20 protein-coding genes are annotated in these 16,983 nt (G+C 45.7%); 1 reads left to right on the plus strand and 19 read right to left on the minus strand.

Annotated elements, in window-relative coordinates; all coding sequences use genetic code 11:
• Positions 1-101: 101 nt before the first annotated feature.
• The 11 genes from mtrB to MHI30_RS12015 form a co-directional block, all read right to left on the minus strand.
• Entirely contained in the window at positions 102-332 is a 231-nt protein-coding gene (gene mtrB / locus MHI30_RS11965; RefSeq protein WP_011198073.1) for a trp RNA-binding attenuation protein MtrB, read from the minus strand.
• A 27-nt stretch (positions 333-359) separates the two neighbouring features.
• On the minus strand, positions 360-929 hold the full coding sequence (folE, locus tag MHI30_RS11970) for a GTP cyclohydrolase I FolE (RefSeq protein ID WP_003183004.1): 570 nt from the start codon (positions 927-929) through the stop codon (positions 360-362).
• Between the two features lie 206 nt (positions 930-1,135).
• Complete coding sequence (gene hbs / locus MHI30_RS11975) at positions 1,136-1,414, minus strand: non-specific DNA-binding protein Hbs (protein WP_003183006.1); 279 nt, start codon at positions 1,412-1,414, stop codon at positions 1,136-1,138.
• 417 nt (positions 1,415-1,831) lie between these two features.
• Positions 1,832-3,310, minus strand: coding sequence for a stage IV sporulation protein A (spoIVA, locus tag MHI30_RS11980; protein WP_003183009.1), 1,479 nt, complete (start codon positions 3,308-3,310; stop codon positions 1,832-1,834).
• Positions 3,311-3,511: 201 nt separating this feature from the next.
• Positions 3,512-4,228: a hypothetical protein gene (locus MHI30_RS11985; RefSeq protein ID WP_003183010.1), complete on the minus strand. Its 717-nt coding sequence runs from the start codon at positions 4,226-4,228 to the stop codon at positions 3,512-3,514.
• 22 nt (positions 4,229-4,250) lie between these two features.
• Entirely contained in the window at positions 4,251-4,454 is a 204-nt protein-coding gene (locus MHI30_RS11990; RefSeq protein WP_003183013.1) for a DUF2768 domain-containing protein, read from the minus strand.
• Positions 4,455-4,781: 327 nt separating this feature from the next.
• Positions 4,782-5,822: an NAD(P)H-dependent glycerol-3-phosphate dehydrogenase gene (locus MHI30_RS11995; protein WP_003183015.1), complete on the minus strand. Its 1,041-nt coding sequence runs from the start codon at positions 5,820-5,822 to the stop codon at positions 4,782-4,784.
• A 15-nt stretch (positions 5,823-5,837) separates the two neighbouring features.
• Positions 5,838-7,148 (minus strand): ribosome biogenesis GTPase Der, encoded by a 1,311-nt coding sequence (gene der / locus MHI30_RS12000; RefSeq protein WP_003183017.1) that lies wholly within the window; start codon positions 7,146-7,148, stop codon positions 5,838-5,840.
• A gap of 162 nt (positions 7,149-7,310) precedes the next feature.
• A complete protein-coding gene (locus MHI30_RS12005; RefSeq protein WP_003183019.1) occupies positions 7,311-7,505 on the minus strand; it encodes a hypothetical protein in 195 nt (64 codons plus the stop codon).
• The gene (locus tag MHI30_RS12010) at positions 7,502-8,401 is read right to left on the minus strand and encodes a YIEGIA family protein (RefSeq protein ID WP_003183021.1); all 900 of its coding nucleotides are present in this window, start codon (positions 8,399-8,401) and stop codon (positions 7,502-7,504) included. The genes MHI30_RS12005 and MHI30_RS12010 overlap by 4 nt, the downstream gene beginning before the upstream one ends.
• Positions 8,398-9,000: a hypothetical protein gene (locus tag MHI30_RS12015; protein WP_003183023.1), complete on the minus strand. Its 603-nt coding sequence runs from the start codon at positions 8,998-9,000 to the stop codon at positions 8,398-8,400. Before MHI30_RS12015 ends, MHI30_RS12010 begins: the two co-directional genes overlap by 4 nt.
• A gap of 72 nt (positions 9,001-9,072) precedes the next feature.
• Between MHI30_RS12015 and MHI30_RS12020 the strand changes: the two genes are divergently transcribed.
• Positions 9,073-9,204 carry a YpzI family protein gene (locus MHI30_RS12020; protein WP_003183025.1) on the plus strand — a complete coding sequence of 44 codons (132 nt, stop codon included), beginning with the start codon at positions 9,073-9,075 and terminating at the stop codon, positions 9,202-9,204.
• 29 nt (positions 9,205-9,233) lie between these two features.
• Here the strand turns inward: MHI30_RS12020 and fni are convergent, their stop codons facing one another.
• The 8 genes from fni to MHI30_RS12060 all read right to left on the minus strand — a co-directional run bounded on the left by fni (position 9,234) and on the right by MHI30_RS12060 (position 16,952).
• Positions 9,234-10,283 (minus strand): type 2 isopentenyl-diphosphate Delta-isomerase, encoded by a 1,050-nt coding sequence (gene fni, locus MHI30_RS12025; RefSeq protein WP_167564581.1) that lies wholly within the window; start codon positions 10,281-10,283, stop codon positions 9,234-9,236.
• Positions 10,284-10,298: 15 nt separating this feature from the next.
• Complete coding sequence (gene rpsA / locus MHI30_RS12030; RefSeq protein ID WP_003183030.1) at positions 10,299-11,447, minus strand: 30S ribosomal protein S1; 1,149 nt, start codon at positions 11,445-11,447, stop codon at positions 10,299-10,301.
• 217 nt (positions 11,448-11,664) lie between these two features.
• Positions 11,665-12,345 carry a (d)CMP kinase gene (gene cmk / locus MHI30_RS12035; protein ID WP_003183032.1) on the minus strand — a complete coding sequence of 227 codons (681 nt, stop codon included), beginning with the start codon at positions 12,343-12,345 and terminating at the stop codon, positions 11,665-11,667.
• Between the two features lie 79 nt (positions 12,346-12,424).
• Positions 12,425-12,601, minus strand: coding sequence for a YpfB family protein (locus tag MHI30_RS12040; RefSeq protein ID WP_003183034.1), 177 nt, complete (start codon positions 12,599-12,601; stop codon positions 12,425-12,427).
• Positions 12,602-12,762: 161 nt separating this feature from the next.
• Positions 12,763-14,115, minus strand: coding sequence for a germination protein YpeB (gene ypeB, locus MHI30_RS12045; protein WP_009327993.1), 1,353 nt, complete (start codon positions 14,113-14,115; stop codon positions 12,763-12,765).
• Between the two features lie 16 nt (positions 14,116-14,131).
• Complete coding sequence (gene sleB, locus MHI30_RS12050) at positions 14,132-15,097, minus strand: spore cortex-lytic enzyme (protein ID WP_003183038.1); 966 nt, start codon at positions 15,095-15,097, stop codon at positions 14,132-14,134.
• A 138-nt stretch (positions 15,098-15,235) separates the two neighbouring features.
• On the minus strand, positions 15,236-15,904 hold the full coding sequence (prsW, locus tag MHI30_RS12055; RefSeq protein ID WP_003183040.1) for a glutamic-type intramembrane protease PrsW: 669 nt from the start codon (positions 15,902-15,904) through the stop codon (positions 15,236-15,238).
• Between the two features lie 79 nt (positions 15,905-15,983).
• Complete coding sequence (locus MHI30_RS12060) at positions 15,984-16,952, minus strand: asparaginase (protein ID WP_003183042.1); 969 nt, start codon at positions 16,950-16,952, stop codon at positions 15,984-15,986.
• Between the last annotated feature and the right edge of the window lie 31 nt (positions 16,953-16,983).

The following is a 16,983-nucleotide window of genomic DNA, read 5'->3' on the forward strand; positions in this document are numbered from 1 at the left end:
TTGATTATGTATCTTTTTTGAGCGGAGAAAGTTTAATTATACCATAATATGTTGAAAGATATTGTCTTATGCCACGCGGACGGGCATAAAAAGCCAGCCTGCTATTTTTTCGATTCGCTCTTCATCTCGCCGTTTGCCGTCTGAATAAGGGCCTCGCCCCGGACCTTGATCGCGGAGGTATGCTCGGTAAACTGGCAGATCATCACTTCTCCTTTATCAAGCTTTTCTGAATGATGAAATCTCGTGTCCGTCCCCCTTGTCAGTCCGATCACATTGACGCCGTCTTCAACGGCTTTGATAACGACAAAATCATTCGATTGATTATTGGTCATGTTCATCGCACACCTTCTCATTTTTAATCATGATGTTTTGATAAGCTCCAACACCTCAGAGCGAGCAGCCACATCCTGTCTAAACGTTCCCCTTACAGCTGAAGTGACAGTTTTTGAACCCGGCTTTTTCACGCCGCGCATCGTCATGCACATATGCTCGGCTTCAACAACCACCATTACACCGTGCGGAGTCAGCGTTTCAACAATGCTGTCGGCAATTGTTGACGTAATCCGCTCCTGAAGCTGCGGACGTTTTGCCACCGCTTCAACGGCTCTCGCCAACTTGCTGAGTCCTGTCACTTTTCCGCCTTTAGGGATATAGGCTACATGGGCTTTCCCGTAGAAAGGAACTAAATGGTGCTCACACATTGAATAAAAAGGAATATCTTTAACAAGAACAAGCTCTTCGTGATCCTCGCCGAAAATCGTTTTGAAATGCTCTTTCGGATCTTCGTTTAAACCCGCAAATACTTCAGCGTACATCTTTGCGACTCTTTTCGGTGTATCAAGAAGGCCCTCGCGGTTCGGATCTTCTCCGATCGCCTCCAATATTTGCCGGACGGCTTGTTCAATTTGGTCTTTGTTGATTTCTCTCATTGTTTTATATCCTCCAGAAACGCATACATTTAATTCAGATTCTAGCACACTTCAGCTTATAAAAGCAAAATGAAAGGTTTTTTGCCGGCAAAATGTTATCCGTCTAAAAAAGGCCTTTAAATTATGAAAAGCCCCTTTGAAAAGGGGCTTTCCTGTGAAGAAACAACATGGTATGTATTACGCGCGAAAACGGCATATACATACAATTATTTTCCTGCTACAGCGTCTTTAAGCGCTTTACCTGGTTTGAAAGCAGGTACTTTGCTTGCAGGGATTTCGATTTCTTCACCTGTTTGAGGATTGCGTCCTTTACGAGCTGAGCGCTCACGAACCTCAAAGTTACCAAAACCGATCAATTGAATTTTTTCACCGTTTTTAAGTGCATCTAAAATTGTATCAAAAACAGAATCAACTGCTTTAGTAGCGTCTTTTTTAGATAGTTCGCTTGCTTCTGCAACCGCATTGATTAGTTCTGTCTTGTTCATGCCTTTCACCTCCTCCCAAAAGGTATCAATCAATAGATTATCATCATTTCTTCACAGTTCAACCTGTTTCTATACCTGTTTGAACAGAAATTTCAAATAAATATAGAAAAGGCATTTCACGGCTTCCAGCGAAAATTTCACTTTGAGAGGAACGTTTGTCCAGTAAAGTGAAGATTTTCTGTTTGTAGATTAACACATCTGAATAGCCATATCAAGCATTTTAAAGCGATGATCCCTTATTCGTCAAGGTTTAAGCAGAATAAAACGAACAAATATTCCTGTTTTTTCTTTTTTAATCATAATCTTTCCTATATTTCCAGCCGCAAGCCCTTGCCGTCCAACCCCCTTTCACCGCGCCCGTTCAGCCTGTTTTCAGGCATAAAAAAAGACCTCCCGTATGATAAGAGGCCTTCCCTTTTATAAGATGATCGCAATCAAGCCGCCTGAGCCTTCATTGATAATGCGCTCCAGCGTCTCCTTCAGCTTATATCTCGCATTTTCAGGCATGAGTGACAGCTTCGCCTGAATCCCTTCTCTGACGATCGAGCTCAAGCTTCTTCCGAATATGTCGGAATTCCAGATTGACAGCGGATCGTCCTCAAAGTCCTGCATTAAATAGCGGACAAGCTCTTCGCTCTGCTTCTCTGTTCCGATGATCGGCGCAAACTCGCTTTCTACATCGACTTTGATCATATGAATCGACGGCGCCACCGCCTTCAGCCGGACTCCGAATCTTGAACCCTGCCTGATGATTTCCGGTTCATCCAGGCTCATATCGGTTAATGCGGGAGCTGCGATTCCATAGCCGGTTTGTTTCACCATTTTCAATGCATCTGAGACTTGATCATATTCGGTCTTGGCATGGGCAAAATCCTGCATGAGCTGAAGGAGGTGATCTTTTCCTCTGATTTCAACGCCGACGACTTCCCTCAAAATTTCATCGTACAGGTAATCCGGCGCGTATAAATCGATTTCCGCGATCCCCTGGCCCATTTCAATTCCGGCGAGGCTTGCGCGCTCGATGAAATCAAATTCGCTGAAGTGTCCGACGACGCGGTCGACATCTCTCAGTCTTTTAATATCTTTGACGGTTTCTTTAACGGAATCTTGATAGTTTTCCCTGAGCCAATGATTCTCTTTTAATACCATCACCCAGCTTGGAAGATTGACGTTGACTTCGAGCACAGGGAATTCGTAAAGCGCTTCTCTGAGAACGCTCAGAACGTCCGCTTCCCTCATGCTTTCAACGCTCATCGCCAGCACCGGAATGTCGTACTTTTCCATCAATTCTTGCCTGAGCGCTTCTGTTTCCGGATGATACGGCCTTACGGAATTGATGACCATGATAAACGGTTTTCCAACCTCTTTCAACTCGTCGATCACCCGTTCTTCAGCCTCGACATAATCCTGTCTGGCGATTTCTCCAATCGTGCCGTCAGTCGTAATCACAACACCGATTGTGGAGTGCTCTTGGATGACTTTTCTCGTGCCGATTTCGGCAGCTTCGTGAAACGGAATCGGCTCTTCATACCAAGGAGTATTGATCATTCTCGGCCCGTTTTCATCCTCGTATCCCTTTGCCCCGGGTACAGTATAGCCGACGCAGTCGACAAGCCTTATATTCACATCGAGTCCGTCACTGACATGAACTGACATTGCCTGATTCGGAACAAACTTCGGTTCAGTTGTCATAATGGTTTTGCCAGCGGCACTTTGGGGGAGCTCATCTTGTGCGCGCGCCCGGTCTGCTTCATTGTTGATATTCGGGAGCACCACTAGCTCCATAAATTTTTTGATAAACGTAGATTTTCCTGTACGTACAGCTCCTACGACACCTAAGTATATATCGCCTCCTGTTCGTTCAGCGATATCCTTGAAAATATCGACCTTTTCCAAGTGATCCCCTCCCGGACTTCCAATCCTTTTCAATTTTTTACTTCTTCATCAATCAAAAACAGGACACTATAGTGTATGACGTTGTCCTATTTCAATATGACAGCTTAGGGAAATTTTTTCGGCATACATGAAAAAACCTTTCTCCTCATTGTATGCCGAGGAGAAAGGTTCATGACTGATACTTGCATTTTGACCGATATTCTATTCGAGAAAAACAGGTTCCTGTTTGTCATTCACTGTGTACTTTACCGAAAACGCCGGAACGAAAGGCGTCTCTTCCCACATCAAATCTTGGACTTCCTCGCCCGGCTTTACCGTTTTTTTCGACTTCTTCATCAGCTTGGCCAAATCCATCCGGTAATCCACTTTAATGTCGCCTTTTTCATCGACGAGAAGCGGCAGCGAGGTGCCCGAAAGCGGACTCGTGACAGAAGGCGCCTCTTTCAGTCCGAGCTTTTCATGGTCAAGCATGAATAAGTTCTTGGATACGACTTTTTTATACGGCGGATACTTGTGCTGATCTTTATACATTTCGACCCGAAGCTTTAACTCCCTGATCATTTCCGACATTTTTACATCAATGAGCTTGACCGTCGGCTTTTTTTCCACATCGACAAGAACGTACAAGTACTCTCCGCCGTTTTCATAGGATGTGCCCGGCGGCTCAGCCATATACCGGGGGGACAGCCTGTTAAAATCGATAGGGTATTTTTGATAGATTGGCACGCCCATATCCCTTGTCTTAATCGGCAGAAGCCCTCCCGTCGCCTCCCTGAATTCATCAACGGCCGCCTGCACTTCTTTGAGCTGGTGCTGATGCGGTGCGCTGTTTTTCGCCTTTCTTTCTTCAGGGTACAAACAACCGCTTAACATGATTGCGGTCAATAAAATAGCGAGCAGAACGTTTACGATTTTCATATGAATCTTCCTTTTTTATGCATTATTCGTTGACGGGGCCGCTGAAGACGACAAAAAAGACGATCACGCCGGAGATGAGCATACATGTGTAGGCGACAAACGACGTGATAATTTTTAAAAAACGGTTTTTAAATTTATATCTGCTTATGTATATGGCAATCACCGCTAAGAACATCAGGCCCATTGATCCCAAGGCAAACCACATTTTTAACAGACCGACATTCACATTGAAGCCCTCCTTCTACCTTTTCTTGTGATGTAAGCGTTATATTTCATTTTATATAAGAAAAACCAGAAGTTCAACAGCTTTTCCAATATTTCGAAACGGAAAAAGCCGCAAAAAAAAGCCTGAAGCAAAGAGGGGGGCTTTGCTTCAGGCATAATGATTGTGACTATATAACCCAATTTGTAAGATACAGCTCTTCCAGACTTCGATTCTATTTTATGCAAGTCTTCGGACAAATGTATCCTCTCTTGCCTAAGTCTCCAAAATGTTTTGGTTTTTTTAAAACGAACTTAGAGGAGAGTATAAAAGCAGTTGATGATGGGGCGGTCATTTCATTTGATTTTCGAATGTGTTCACAAGATCTTCCATCTCGTGTGTTTTGACTCTTGCCATCAATGATTCGACTGCCGTCTCAACTTTTTCGCCGTCAAACAATACTTTGTGCAGTGCTTCGGTGATCGGCATTTTTACATCAAATTTCTTTGAAAGCTGATAAGCGGCTTTTGTCGTGCGGACCCCCTCGACGACCATCCCCATTTCTTCCAGAACTTCATCCAGCTTGAAGCCTTTACCCAGCATATTACCGGCTCGCCAATTTCGTGAATGGACGCTTGTGCAGGTGACGATCAAGTCCCCGATTCCAGTAAGACCCGAGAATGTCAGCGGATTTCCGCCCATTTTTGTGCCGAGCCGGGCGATTTCTGCCAAGCCCCTTGTAATCAGCGCGGCTTTCGCATTATCTCCGTATCCCAAACCGTCTGTAATGCCCGCGGCAAGCGCAATGACGTTTTTCAGCGCGCCGCCGATCTCTACGCCGATCATATCCGGATTCGTATACACGCGGAAATTCTGGTTCATAAACATATCCTGGATCGCCTGGGCCGATTCAATGCTGCTGTCGGCAGATACCGTTACTGTCGTCGGATGCCTTAAACCGACTTCTTCCGCATGGCTCGGTCCGGACAGAACGACGATGTCCTCCCTTAATTCAGCCGGAATTTCTTCTTTCATCATTTCAGAAATTCGAAGCAGTGTGTCAGGCTCAATTCCTTTTGAAACATGTACAAAAATCGCCTTTTGGTTGATGAAGGAAACAGCCTGTGCCAAAACTTCGCGGATCGCTTTTGTCGGAACGGCGACAATGATCGTCTTGACATCAGCCACTGCAGCTTCAAGATCTGTTGTGGCACGCACGTTTTCAGAAAGTTTGACACCCGGCAGATAATCTTTGTTTTCATGATGTTCATTGATTTGCTGAATCAGTTCTTCACGATGGCCCCATATGCACACATCGTACTGGTTGTCCGCCAAAACGAGCGCCAAGGCTGTTCCCCAGCTTCCGGCTCCCAAAATCGATACTTTTGTCATTTTTACTACACCTCTTTATTTTCTTGCTCTTGCGAAAATCCTGATTGGTGTTCCTTCAAATCCGAAGGCGTCGCGTATCCGGTTTTCCAAAAAGCGTTCGTAAGAAAAATGCATCAGCTCAGGGTCATTGACAAATACGACAAATGTCGGCGGCTTCACAGCCACTTGTGTCGCATAATAAATTTTTAACCGGTTTCCATTATGCGTCGGCGTCGGGTTCATAGCCACCGCATCCATAATGATATCATTAAGAATATTGGTCTGCACCCTCATCGAATGGTTTTCGCTCGCCGTCATGACCGCAGGCATCAGCGTATGGATGCGCTTTTTAGTCAAAGCGGACATAAACAAAACAGGCGCGTAGTCCAAAAATTGAAAGTGGTCTCTAACCTTTTCTTCAAATTCTTTCATCGTCCGCTCGTCTTTTTCGACTGCATCCCATTTGTTTACGACGATGACAACAGCTTTTCCTGCTTCATGCGCATAGCCGGCAATCCGCTTGTCCTGCTCAATAATGCCTTCTTCGCCGTCCAAGACGACGCAGACGACTTCTGAACGGTCGATCGCCTTTAAAGCTCGGAGGACGCTGTATTTTTCAGTTGCCTCATACACTTTCCCCTTTTTTCTCATCCCGGCTGTATCCACGATGACAAAGTCTCTTTGATTGTATGTAAACCTCGTGTCAATGGCGTCGCGCGTCGTTCCCGCAATATTGCTGACGATAACGCGCTCTTCTCCAATCATGGCGTTTACAAGGGAGGATTTTCCGACGTTCGGCCGGCCGATGAGGCAAAATTGAACGACTTCATCCTCATACTTCGTCTCGGGTATGTTTTTAAAATGTTCGCTGACCGCGTCAAGCAGATCGCCGAGACCAAGGCCATGCGTCCCTGAAATCGGGAACGGCTCGCCAAAGCCGAGGGCATAAAAATCGTAAATGTTTGCTCTCATTTCAGGATTATCCACTTTATTAACCGCCAGAACGACGGGTTTTTTTGTACGGTATAAAATTTTTGCCACTTCTTCATCAGCGGCTGTGACGCCTTCGCGGCCGTTCGTCATGAAAATAATCACATCTGCTTCTTCCATGGCGATCTCGGCCTGATGGCGAATCTGCGCCAAAAACGGCTCATCGCCGACTTCGATTCCGCCTGTATCAATCAGGTTGAAGTCGTGATTCAGCCACTCGGCAGAGCTGTATATCCGATCCCGCGTCACGCCAGGTGTATCTTCCACAATCGAAATTCTTTCGCCCGCGATCCTGTTAAAGATCGTGGACTTCCCCACATTGGGTCTTCCAACTATGGCTACGACAGGTTTTCCCATAGTACCCTTCCTTTCAATTCAGTAAAGCTTTTCCATCTTTAAATGAATGATCATTTGTTTCTCTTTTCAAAAAATCAGTTTGAAGAAAGAAACCCTTCTTATTCCATACAGAAGGGCTTAACTCATATATTATATCAATTTCTAAAGAGATCACAACTGTAATTAAAAATGTTTCACAATCAAATAAAGGTCATCTCCTATTCCGTGGGCGATTCCGTCGAGAATGGCTTCAAGGTTTTTGGCGTACGTGTTCATTTCCTCGGGGGTGTCGCAGAAAAATGCAGCCGTCCCGCCGATCACTCTGTCTCGCCTCGTTGTGACGACGGCGAGAATGAATTTTTCGATTGATTCGCTCATTTTATCACCTTGCTGTGCTTTTCTTTAATGAATTCCATCGGTACGCGGATGGCGTTTTCCAGCGTCGGAACATCGCCGATGACCCTGATCGCCGTCTCTTTGTCCTTGATGACCGGAAGGACAAAAACCGCGACCCGCCCGTCATTCAAATCCCTTTTCGCAAGCGGCGAAAGAGAGGGTTCTCCAGAATCTCGATACACGCCGAGCACATTTGAAACGTCAAATAAAATCGCTTGTCTTTGCCCGAGATTGGCAATCGTTACTGCGGAATTAAAATTTTTCGGCTTCAAAATAAACCCCATGCCGTGTTCCAAAATCAGCTTCCGCTTTTCGGGAAGCCCGATATTCATAATGTAAATATTGTCGACATAAAGTCCGGCCCCTTCAAAATGAGGCTTTTTATACTCTATATCGGCGATATCCTTAATAAAGCTTCCGGACATTAAGATTCTGCCCGCGATAAAACAGATCAAAGCAGCAGCAAGGCCTGCCCATACCGATGAAAACAGAATGTATGCGAGGGTCGTCAGGAGCGATGTAAAAATGACAATGTAATTCCTGCTTTCAAAGGCGATCGCGATTCCTTCGATATACGTGCTGCCTCTTGAAACGAGTTCATAGCCGTCAAGCTGCGTCAATGTTTCCCGTTCCATGTTCCGGACATCCCTGAATTGGGTTGCAGCCAGCGTTAAAAACGTAATCGCTGTATAATCCGATTTCAAGATTGACGGAATAATGATCGCGCCAATGCTGGCAGCGATCAAAGCCAGCGCAATATGTATCGTTTTCCCATGAAGATAAGTGGGGTACTGGCGGTAGTCGGTTCGGAGCATATATACTCTGACAACAATACCTGCGACAATTCCCAAGATGATCGGATAAGTATATTGGCTCATGACATTTTTGCTGCTCCTTTATTCAATCGCTTCAATTTATGATAGACTTGATGCATCAGCTGTTCATACTGGGATATTCCGTAAACGAGAACGATCCCCGCAGCGCACATTGACAGCCATGAATAACCGCCCGCTGCAATGTCTCCATAGAGCTTTCTGATGACGAATGTATACAAGAGCTCCCCCTGGCACATCCCGAGCACAAACACCCCGAGACGGACGGCGAAGCTTCTTTCAAAAGCTGCTGTCATGATGACAAACAAGATGATGATCAGCCATTCAGGCTTTAGGATAAACCAAACAGGGTCATATAATGCAAACAGAAACAAAAAACCGTAGGCGGACACCATCGAGAGATGAAGCAGCAGCCGCTTGACACTTTTATGAAGCCTCAAAAAACCGCACAGCATGAAGGCTCCGATATAAAACGACAAATAGGCGGCATTAAAATACATAAAGAGCCTGACCTGATACATACTTAAAATGATGTTGAGCAAAATAAATGCTGACGCATAAAAGCGAAACCTGTTTTTCTCGAGGATAAAAGTCGTCAGCACCCATAAAAACCACATTGACCAATAATAATAGAATTCTTCCATATGTTTTCGTCCTCCATTTTCAGTATGGAGCGACTTAAGATTTTTTAAACGTGCGATAAGGAGGGAACAGCGTTGGGAAAAGACAGACAGGAAAAGAAGCTGAAACAGCAGAAGCGAACCGAATCGGACCGTGACCAGTCGATCAGCTACAATGGCGCCGCCTCTCTCGAAAGTGCGGAGGACGCGCGCAAGCGAAACCCGTAAAAAAACCGGCTCAAGAGAAGCCGGTTTTTTTAACGCATGCTGTAAACAAAGGGGTCAACACCCCTCGCTTTCAGCCAATGATATGTATCGCCCTTGATGACGAGCGGCGCTTTTTTCAACTGTTCAATCGTCCTGCAACCCAAGACGGTCATAATTCTTTTGAAATCTTCTATCAGGCTCTCGATTTCGGCGGCTAACGCCTCTTCTCCCGAAGCTGTCAGCACCTTGAGAAAATAGCCTGCCATCCCAGCCGCAGACGCGCCCAGCGCTATCGATTTGGCCAAATCAAGGGCATCTTGTATGCCGCCGGATGCGATAATCGGCCGATCGCCGGATATCGAACTGACTTCGGCCAGGCTGGCTGCTGTCGATATGCCCCATTGATCGAAAAACTGAACCGCTTTATCCCTGCGCAAATTTTCGATTTTCGAAAAATTCGTTCCCCCGAAACCGCCGACATCGATCGCCTGAACGCCGACGTTAAAAAGCCGGGCCGCGGTATCCCTGCTCATCCCAAAGCCAACCTCTTTTACGGCGACTGGTACGCTGACACTCCGGCAGATGTCTTCAATCCGGCGCAGGCGTCCTGTAAAATTGCGGTCGCCTTCAGGCATGACGATTTCCTGAATCACATTGAGGTGAATTTGAAGCATATCGGCTTCAATCATGTCGACCGCCCGCTTGGCCTGTTCCACTGTCGCTTCGCTCCCCAAATTGGCGAATACAAGCCCCTTCATATTTTCTTTTCTGACGATCTCGTATGAAGGTCGCTCATCGGGATCTTTCAAAGCGGACATTTGCGAGCCGACAGCGACCGGTATGCCTGTTTGTGCAGCCGCCCTCGCCAAAGCCCTGTTGATCTCAAACGTCGCCTTCCCGCCTCCGCCTGTCATCGCATTGATAAAAATAGGCGAACTTAAAAACAGTTCGCCTATTTTGGTTGAAGTATCAACTTGTGACAATTCCGTTTCCGGAAGGCTGACGTGAACAAATGTGATATCATCAAGCCCGGTCTGACGTTTCTGTCCGGTGGACAGGGCATGATCAATGTGTTCTTTTTTTCTTTTTGCTCGCGTCACCATCATCACCAAATTTTACTTTAATTTATTCAGTTTGTCTCCGATCATTTCACCGAGCTGGAACCCTGAAGACTCTTCCTTCGCCTGGTACTGACGGTAATCTTCCTGCTCTGCTTTATCGGTGTTTTCTTCAAGCTCTTTCATGCTTAAAGAAATGCGCTCTTCCTCTTCATTGACATCAAGCACTTTCACTTTTACGTCCTGGCCTTCCTCAAGCACTTCATGAGGCGTTCCGATGTGTTTGTTGGAGATTTGCGAAATGTGGACGAGGCCTTCAACTCCAGGAAGCACTTCGACAAATGCACCGAAGCTCACCAAGCGCTGAACTTTTCCGTCCAATACGTCTCCAGGCTTCACCTTTTCACCGATGTTGGACCAAGGTCCAGGAAGCGTTTCTTTGATCGATAGCGAAATTCGTTCATTGTCGCGGTCGACGGACAGCACTTTGACTTTGACATCCTGGCCTTCTTCGACGACGTCCGACGGTTTTTCAACGTGTGAATGCGAGAGCTGGGAGATGTGAACAAGACCGTCAATGCCGCCGATGTCAACGAAAGCACCGAAGTCTGTCAGGCGCTGTACTTTTCCTTCAAGCACCTGTCCTGCTTCCAGCGTTTGAAGAAATTCTTGTTTTCTTTCTGACTGCTCTTTTTCTACAACCGCACGGTGTGATAAAATCACGCGGTTTTTATCTCTGTCAAGTTCAACGACGATTAAAGTAAGCGTCTTTCCTTTATAATCTGTAAAATCTTCGACAAAATGCGCCTCTACAAGCGATGCGGGAATGAATCCGCGCACGCCGATATCGACGACCAGACCGCCTTTAACGACGTCTTTTACTTCGGCTTCAAACACTTCTTTTGACTCAAACTTTTTCTCTAGGTCTTCCCAAGCGCGGTCTGCATCAACAGCACGTTTTGATAAAATCAATGCATCGTCTTCCACTTTTGTCACTTTTAATTCAAGCTCATCGTCAACATTGACGACATCTGATGCTTTTTCAACATGAAGACTTGATAATTCACTGATTGGGATAATTCCGGTTTGCTTGCAGTTGGGGATGTCAACATCGACATGCTTGTCCTCAACTTTCGTTACAATACCTTTCACCACATCTCCAACCTCTGGTACTTGAACATCAATTTGATTCATTTCCTCTGTCATTTCAATAACCTCCTTGGTCCAAACCTACACAGCTTTTGTAAAAACGGTTATTCCGGACGAAATGATATCCGCTCCGGACAGCCGATATGTATTAAAGAACCATTCAAAAATGGATATTTGAATGTTCTAAAACATGATTTATTATTACTAACTTCTAATAAAAGCCTGTGTTTGTCAAGTCAAAACATGCAGACAATAAGTAATTTGCCCGGATTTTTTATTTTTGAGCCTTTTTGTCTACAATCTGCAGAATTTTTTCGGCCACTTCATCGATCGTCAATGAAGTCGTGTCGATTTCAAGCGCATCGTCCGCTTTTTTCAACGGGGAAATCTCGCGCTCTGAATCGAGTTTGTCACGGCGCCTGATTTCTTCTGCAAGCGTTTCATAATTTACATTGTACCCTTTTTTGACGTTTTCTTCAAAGCGGCGTTTTGCCCGCTCCTCGACGGACGCCAAGAGAAATATTTTCACTTCCGCATTCGGGAGAACGTGGGTTCCGATGTCGCGGCCGTCCATGACGACTCCGCCTTTTTCAGCCAGCTGCTGCTGCCTTTTCGTCATTTCTTCGCGGATCCCGGCGTATTTGGCGACGATGGAGACTTGGTTGCTCACGCTATCCGTGCGGATCGCCTCTGTTACATCTTCGCCTGCGATATAAACCTTCTGCTCTCCTTCAGGCGAAACCGTGAGATCGATGGCAGATTCTTTTAACAAGGCCGTCAGCGCCGCTTCGTCGTTTAAATCAACGCCCTTTTCCAGCGCTAGATACGTAATCGCCCTGTACATGGCACCCGTATCAATATAAATATACGACTTTTTTCTGGCCACGATTTTCGCCACGGTGCTTTTTCCGGCTGCCGCAGGGCCGTCTATTGCAATGCATAATTTCTTTTCCATAATTCCTCTCCTTGCTATCTGGTACTCCTTATAGGATTGTATCATGTATTAGGCGAAAAAGGGGAGATTTTAGCGTGAATTACGGCTTAAATGTCTCGATCCATTCGCCGATTTTCATGTTGTTCACGCCTTCATACTGCACGACCTTTGACAGATAAGGCTCAGCCTTGGAGAAATGAAAAAGAAGCTGCACGCTGATTAAAATGACCGTCTGTACGACGAGTATCTTAAATAATAACCGTTCGATTGTTTTCATATTATTCCTCCGCTGCCCGGAAAATTTATGGCCCCGGGCATTTTCAATTTACCGGCGGACGTTCCGCCCATATGTTCAGTATGGAAATGTTTAGGGCGAATTATTCCGAATGCTAAAAAGGAAAAGGCATGTTATCGCCTTTTCCCTTTGATCTATCGTTTTTACAAGTCGTTGTATATCGGTTCTGCGCTTTTCATTTTCTGAACCTTCTCTTCCGTGCCGTCATTGGCATTGATGAACATGCGGAATGTATCGTTTTCAATCGTGCCGAGAATTTCGTAGCAGAGCACTTCTTGTGAAAGCTCGTTCGTGACTAAAGCAAGGCGCGTCTCCTGAACTTTTACGTTGGGATTCAGGCTTGCTTTCGCTTTTTCAGGCGTTAGTTTGGGCTTCGGCAAGTCTCTTTTTTTATGGGAGATTAAGAAATCCTTTGCATTAAACCCGGTAATCTCGCCGTCGTCAAGTGCGACCTTGATGCGGATACTGTCCGGATAGAGCCAGACATCGTCCTGGACCGGAACAAATGAAAACACCCCGACGCCGTCGTATTGCGAGCTTTCATCCATCTTCAGGTCTTCTGTTTTATAGCCGTTTTTTTTCAAAAATTGAAGGGCTTTGTTTGACGCATCGTTTAAGCTGATTTTTTCATCTTTAATTTTTTTGTTTTGAATCAGATAAACCGGATATCCGCCTTTTTCGGTAATGTCCATATAAATATCCGCTTTTTGATCAGGGTCCTGCATACTGATGCTGTATACATCCCTGTTCGTTTTCTTGCCGCTTTTCGATACTTTGATATTGTAATTTTTGTCCTGGGCGAATTTTTGGGCAATCTTGCGCGCTTCTTTTTCGGTTATTCTTTTGCCTTGTAAATGGTCGTACCCTTGCTGCTCTTTTTTCGTGTTCGTCATCTCTGTCGCGCCTAAATCCGTATCCGAAAATGCACTTGCGCTTTTTTCAACGGTTTTAAAGCCATTAATAATCTTATTGTCGCTTTGTTTTTGGCCGGACGCGAGCGCAAGTTCTACATCCATCCATCTCAAATTTTTGTCAATAATCAAATGCTGGACATTACGCAGTTCATTTTGTATATCCTTTGAATTTTCATATAGCTGATTTAAAGAAGCGTACTCTTTTTTATTGAGCGGCTCTTTGTCAAGATCGCGCACGGCTGCTTTGTAGCTGAAATCTCCGACCTTTGCCAAAAACTCTTCGGTCTTGTTAAACGGCATTAAGGTCAGCGGCAGCTGGCTGACATTGTTATGCGCTTCAGAAGTCGTTTTCCAGACTTCCGCCAAAGCGGGAGACAGCGTTTTTTTGCTGTTCATCGCAAGCGTGCTCCCGATTTTATCATGCAGCTGATCCACCTGATAAGTTAAGTCGTGAAATGCCCTTTGATAGTTGTTTTCGGCATGAAGCAAAACGGCGTCTTTCTCCTGATGTTCTTTATAGCCCCAATAGCTTGTTCCGACGATGGCGACACCTAAAAGGGCGATTAAAATTCCTCTGATCATTTATAGCACCTCGCTTTTATTCACAGAAAATGTGTTTACCGATCCTTTTAATTTGAGGTCTGCCCCAAATCCATGAGCTAGTGGCCGTGTCAGGGTTAAAATAGTAAGTGGCATTTTCTGATGGATCCCAGCCGTTGATGGCGTCAAGAACGGCTTTTTTCGCCGTTTCATCCGGCGTCATATAAATCTGTCCGTCCGCGACAGCTGTAAATGCAAGCGGTTCAAAGATAACGCCCGCCACCGTATTCGGGAACGTAGGGCTATCGAGCCTGTTTAATATAACAGCTGCAACGGCAACCTGGCCGTCATACGGTTCTCCGCGCGCTTCACCGTAAACCGCTTGGGCCAACAGATTAATGTCGTTGTTCGAGAATCCGCCCGGCATATTGGCTGCAACGGCATCCTGTTTTTTAGGCGCGGCTTGTTTAGGTGCAGCCTTTGGCTGTGCTTGTTTTTTCGGCTGTGCAGGAGCGGCCTGCTGCTTTTGCTGCGGCTGTTTTTGGGCGGTACCCCGCTGTTGTGCGCCCTGCCGCTGTCTTGCTTCCGCCTTTTTTCTCGCCTGCTGCTGCACTTCTTTTGAAGGCTTCGTCTGATACTTCAGCGGCAGCCCGCCGTAATGTGTAAATTGGTTTCCTTTTCGAAGCTGTCTGTGCACGTAGTCGCTGTAATATTTAGTATGATTGATTAATAATCGTTTTGTTTTCGGCCCGACCAGGCCGTCTGTATCCCTTAAGCCGAACTGATTTTGGAAATTGCGGACGGCCCAGTATGTCGCCCACCCGTATACTCCGTCAATTCTGCCATTGTAATAGCCATTGTATTGAAGTCTTGCCTGCAGTTCAATCACATCATCCCCTGTCGCCCCCCGCTGTATTACCTGTTCAGAAAAGGCAGCGCTTTTTTGACTGAATGGAAGTGAAAGACTGGTTGCCATAATGGTACATAAAATGACATTCAAACAAAAAGAACCTTTCGACTTCATGTTTTAAGCCTCCTCCAGCATTTTTGTAACCATATCTTTTGTAGCGAGGCAGATTTTATACACGCTTTCCTTTCTGTTTCATCTTTAGGCAAATATGCCTGACAAGAAAAATAAAAAAACCGCCCTTTTACAAGGCGGCTATTGCTGAAGAGGCTGCCCGCCGGTTTTGACGGAACGGGCTTTTTTTGCTTTGCGCAAGCCGAACCACCAAAGAAACGCCATAAAGGGCAGCATAAAATAGATCCAGTTTTTTAAGGCGAGCAGAATATAATCGTAGAGACCGTGAAGCAAAGCCGGAATAAAAAGCGAGCATAGCAGCCATTTCATCTTTGTTTTGCTATCCGAAAAACGGGCTTTGCCGATGTAAAAGCCCATGATCACTCCGAATAAAGCATGGCTGGAAACCGGAAGCAAAGCGCGCATAAAGGCGTACTCCACCCCGTTTCCGATGAGGTACAATATATTTTCAAGCGTCGCAAACCCCAATGAAAGGCTTGTCCCGTATACGATTCCGTCATAGTGTTCATCAAAGTCGATATGCTGAAAGGTGCTGACCATCAGCAAAAACCATTTTAAAAATTCTTCCAAAAAGCCGGAAGTTAAAAACGAAACGACAAAACTGCCCTCAGAAATGTGTTCTTTTTCCAATACATACTGGATGAACATCGTCGGAAAAACGAGCAAAACCCCCAGTATAAAGAGGCGGATGACCATATGAATGGGCTCGGATTCATATTTTTCCTTTAAGTAAAAATACATTAACAGTGCGATTCCGGGAGCTAGGCCTGCTGAGATAATTCCGAACATGAGGAAACCTCTTTCCTTTTCATCTCATTCTATCCTACCATGATTCGGATTGTTTTGAAATTGAAAAAGAACAGGCCGCCTAATAGCAGAATTTGTCTTTTATGCCTTCTTTATAGCTTGCAAGAAGGACGGCGAGTTTCATTCTCGCTTTTTTGCTGTCATAATCCTTGCCTAAAATGACCCCTTTTTTCGCGAGGTCATAGCTGCTGCCTGCATAGTCATAGGTCGTATAAACTTCGCCTTCCTCTGCGCTCGTCGTGATGACGATATAAACGCCCTGATTTAAAGCTTGTTCGATATCAGCCATCATATTCGGCGGCACCTGCCCCCTTCCGACTCCCTCAAGGACGATCCCTTCGACACCCTCGCGGACGGCGGCTCTGATAAACTTGCCGTCTCCATCAAGATAGCATTTGACGATGTCCACTGCAGGAAGCGGCCTTTGCAGCTGGTGAACATCCCGCTTTAACGGCTTTTGATAAACGTATACTTTGTCGTTATCAATGATCCCTAAGTAGCCGAAACCGAATACGTCAAAACCCTGCAGATTCGAAGCGTGCACTTTTTTAACGTAGCGCGCGTTAAAGATCCTTTCGTTAAAAACAACAACCGTGCCGGCTCCTTTTATATCCGGACTGCAAGCTGTATATACGGCATGCCTGATATTTGTATATGCATCTGTGCCTTGCTGTTCCGGTGCTCGCTGTGAACCTGTGACAACGACCGGCCTCTCATCCTCTATTGTTAAATCCAAAAAATAGGCGGTTTCTTCAAGCGTGTCCGTACCATGCGTTACAACCGCGCCGTCATAGCCGCCGTCCTGAAACACGCGTTCGATGGTTTGCTTGAGCTCTAATAAATGCTGAAATGTTATATGCATACTTGGAAGCTGAAACGCCGGGTAGACATCGATCTGTACATCTTCCGGCAGGCTGCACATTTCGGCTAATTCAGGGCCGCTGATCGCCCCTGCCGCAAGCCGGCCGCTTTCGGTTTTCCGGCTGGCGATCGTTCCTCCCGTTGTAATGAGAGCTACTTTTTTATTCATGTCAAGATGCCCCTTTTCGCGTTGATCTGTG

It is taken from the genome of Bacillus sp. FSL L8-0528 (assembly GCF_038593085.1).
Taxonomy (GTDB): Bacteria; Bacillota; Bacilli; order Bacillales; family Bacillaceae; genus Bacillus; species Bacillus paralicheniformis.